This window comes from Actinomyces sp. oral taxon 175 str. F0384 (assembly GCF_000223355.1).
Classification (GTDB): domain Bacteria; phylum Actinomycetota; class Actinomycetes; order Actinomycetales; family Actinomycetaceae; genus Actinomyces; species Actinomyces oris.
Window position 1 is genome coordinate 1 of the sequence record NZ_AFUR01000003.1, and the last position, 2676, is coordinate 2676.

5 protein-coding genes and 1 pseudogene are annotated in these 2676 nt (G+C 67.6%); 2 read left to right on the forward strand and 4 right to left on the reverse strand.

All coding sequences use genetic code 11. The annotated features are described in order from the left end of the window. The 4 genes and pseudogenes from HMPREF9058_RS07475 to HMPREF9058_RS07490 all read right to left on the reverse strand — a co-directional run. Positions 1-265 (reverse strand): annotated as a pseudogene (locus HMPREF9058_RS07475) (purine-nucleoside phosphorylase); the annotation flags it as partial. A 247-nt stretch (positions 266-512) separates the two neighbouring features. Continuing rightward, positions 513-1025, reverse strand: a complete 513-nt coding sequence (locus tag HMPREF9058_RS07480; protein WP_009406658.1) for a hypothetical protein — start codon at positions 1023-1025, stop codon at positions 513-515. Then, positions 1018-1206, reverse strand: a complete 189-nt coding sequence (locus tag HMPREF9058_RS07485; RefSeq protein WP_009406659.1) for a helix-turn-helix transcriptional regulator — start codon at positions 1204-1206, stop codon at positions 1018-1020. Before HMPREF9058_RS07485 ends, HMPREF9058_RS07480 begins: the two co-directional genes overlap by 8 nt. Positions 1207-1242: 36 nt before the next feature. Beyond that, positions 1243-1638 (reverse strand): PTS sugar transporter, encoded by a 396-nt coding sequence (locus HMPREF9058_RS07490; protein ID WP_254654096.1) that lies wholly within the window; start codon positions 1636-1638, stop codon positions 1243-1245. 302 nt (positions 1639-1940) lie between these two features. Between HMPREF9058_RS07490 and HMPREF9058_RS07495 the strand changes: the two genes are divergently transcribed. Beyond that, positions 1941-2309 carry an immediate-early protein IE180 gene (locus HMPREF9058_RS07495; protein ID WP_043537941.1) on the forward strand — a complete coding sequence of 123 codons (369 nt, stop codon included), beginning with the start codon at positions 1941-1943 and terminating at the stop codon, positions 2307-2309. Positions 2310-2453: 144 nt separating this feature from the next. Next, positions 2454-2676: hypothetical protein (locus tag HMPREF9058_RS07500; RefSeq protein WP_009406660.1), on the forward strand; the 223-nt coding region annotated here is incomplete at its 3' end.

Here is a 2676-nt window from a genome sequence, read left to right on the forward strand (position 1 = left end):
CACGGGCGACGAGGACGCCGAGTCCACCGCGCTCGTAGGACACGAGCGCGTCCTCGTGGCCGGGGGCGCTGGGGGCCTCGACACCGGGCAGGAAGGACAGGCGCACTCGGGCCGAGGGTCGGCCCCAGGCCTGGTCGAGGTCGCGCAGGAAGGCGGGCTCGGCGATGACGAGGAGGTCGTGGCGGGCGCGGCCCGTGGCCAGGAGGATGGAGGCGCCGTCGGGGTCCTCGTCCCAGATTCCTGGCGGGGCGGACTGCTGGACCATGGATTCTCCTCGGGTGCGCCCGGGGCGGGCGGTGGGACAGGGAACGATGGCCGGCGCGGGGCGCCGGTCAGGGTGGAGCGAAGTCTACGCGAAGACGCCGGTGGCCGCCGCCCGTAGCCACCCCACGCTCACCAACCAAAACTTCAGAATCGACGCGGCTCCGGGTCGATTATGAAGATTTTGTCGATCTGTGTGCGGGCCAGGCGGTGCACCGAGCGGGCGGCAGGCTCGGGCGCCCCTCCACGATCTACATCGTGCGGTTGAAGTAGATGCTTCCTCCGATGAAACTGAGCAGCTGCAGCCACAGGACGATGGCAAGGGCAGGCGTCATCGGCCCTCCGAAGGCCCCCACGGCGCCAACGACAACATTGCCGAAGAACCCGACGACACCGGCGAGGGCCCAGGCCCGTTGCGAGGCGGCCCTGTCCCGTTCGTCCTCCCGCTTCTCGAGCTCCCGGACGACGAAGGTCTCGTATCCGAACCTCTTGGCAACAAGCAGGGCGACAAGCGCCAGCATTACGGCCGTTCCCCCGCTGGCGGCACCGTAGAGGAAGCCGTTGCGCATCGGGATCGCCAAGGCAGCCACCCATAGGAGGACCACGATGACGGTGCCGGACGTCATGCCTGCGGCGGCGATCCGCCGTGGCCTGGCGTCCTTCAGGCCCGCCCGAGCACTCGGCATCGAGTCGGAGGAGGACGAACCGGCGGCCGCAGCGGAGGAAGGGGTGGGCGTGGGCGGCGTGGGCTCTGACTCAGACATGGAAGATCTCCTCAACAGTGGTCTCGAAGTAGCGGGCGATGGCGATGGCCAAGGGAAGGGAGGGGTCGTACTTGCCCTTCTCGATGGAGTTGATGCTCTGTCTGGAGACACCCAGGGCGACTCCGAGCTGGGCCTGGGTGAGACCGCGGGCCTCGCGCAGGCCGCGCACGTCGTTATCCACGGCCCTCACCGCCCGGGGCGCGGCGAGACAACCAGCTCATGCCGCAGCCGCGTTCCGGACGGCGCGCAGTCGCGGGGACAGCCACGCGACACCGATGATGGACACGCTGACCATGGCGGCGCCTATGAGGTGAACGACCAGCAGAAGTGGTCCGGTGGAGAGATGACTGGTCGCCGGGAACACGAAGCCCACCATGATGCCGGTGGGGAGGGAGCAGACGAGACCGGCTTGCTGCCCGCTGAGCTTCTTGAGGAGCTCGGGCGCCTCCTCGGCACGGACCTCGGGCAGATGGCGAGCCGAGTACCGGTAGACGAGCAGGTAGAGGACGATCCCGGCGACGATGCCACCGACCACCCCGGCAACGAAGGTGACAGCGGAGGAGGTCGACGACGTGGCGGCCAGGACAGAGGGAGCGGAGACGGCGGAGAGCATGGCGATCATCCCTTGATTAGCCAATCACCCCGAGAGAGGGTGTCATGTTTGCTTGACATGTCCAGTGTGCTTGACAGAGCCGACCATGTCAAGCGTGCTTCACTCGAAGAGTCCGGGCCGCCCAGACTCATCAACAAAAATTCAGAATCGACGCGGCTCCGGGTCGATTCTGAAGATTTTGTCGATCTGCTTGCGAGCCAGGCGGTGCACCGGGCGCACGCAGGCCAGCAGCGAGCCACCTTCACGCAAACGTTATTGCACACAATGTGCAAGAACAATGGAGTATCGCTTAGCATCCCACCATGGCTGAGCGCACGTACACCATTAATGCACCAATCGATCAAGTTCGATCAATCGTTACCGAGTTCTTCACTCAGGAGGGGTGGACCGTCGCGCCCTTCTCCGCCGATACCCTCCAGATCACCCGCGGCAAGAAGGGCATGTCCATCGCCTTCGGCGCCCTCATGGGCAGCAACTTCTATCTTTCGCAGAACCTGCAGTTCGGGACCGGTCCGCACGGCGAGACCCTGGTGCGCTACCTGTCCTCGACGGGGTCGGCCATCATCGGCGGCGCCCTCGGCATGCGCAAGGCCGTCAAGACGCACGCCGAGTACGCCGAGAAGCTCGCCGACGCCCTGCAGTCGCGAGACATCCTCATGAGCGTGCGGTAGCCGCCGCCACCTGCGCGTCTCCCCTCGTCCCTATCCACCCACTGCGCCTCCGGTCCTCCGCCGACCGGGGGCCACCTGCTGCTCAGCTCCCGCCCCCGGTCCGACGTCGGCCCCGTCCACTCCCCCACCGGGCACAATCGGGGCATGACTCGCACCGGGCCGCAGGGCCGCACGCAGCCTCCGCAGACCGACCCCATCAGGGCGCTGCTCGCCTCACCTCCGGACCTGCCGGTGGTCGAGGTGCTGCCCGAGCTGCGCGACCGCCTCTCCCCCTCCGCCTCCGCCTCCGACGACGCAGGCGCCGGCGCCTGCCTGGTCCTCAGCGCCCCGCCCGGCACCGGTAAGACGACGCTCGTCCCGCCGCTTC

What these genes read in the sequence shown, in the direction of transcription:
- HMPREF9058_RS07480 (WP_009406658.1), bottom strand. Translation starts at nt 1,025, where the DNA reads ATGTCTGAGTCAGAGCCCACGCCGCCCACGCCCACCCCTTCCTCCGCT.
- HMPREF9058_RS07490 (WP_254654096.1), bottom strand. Translation starts at nt 1,638, where the DNA reads ATGCTCTCCGCCGTCTCCGCTCCCTCTGTCCTGGCCGCCACGTCGTCG.
- HMPREF9058_RS07495 (WP_043537941.1), top strand. Translation starts at nt 1,941, where the DNA reads ATGGCTGAGCGCACGTACACCATTAATGCACCAATCGATCAAGTTCGA.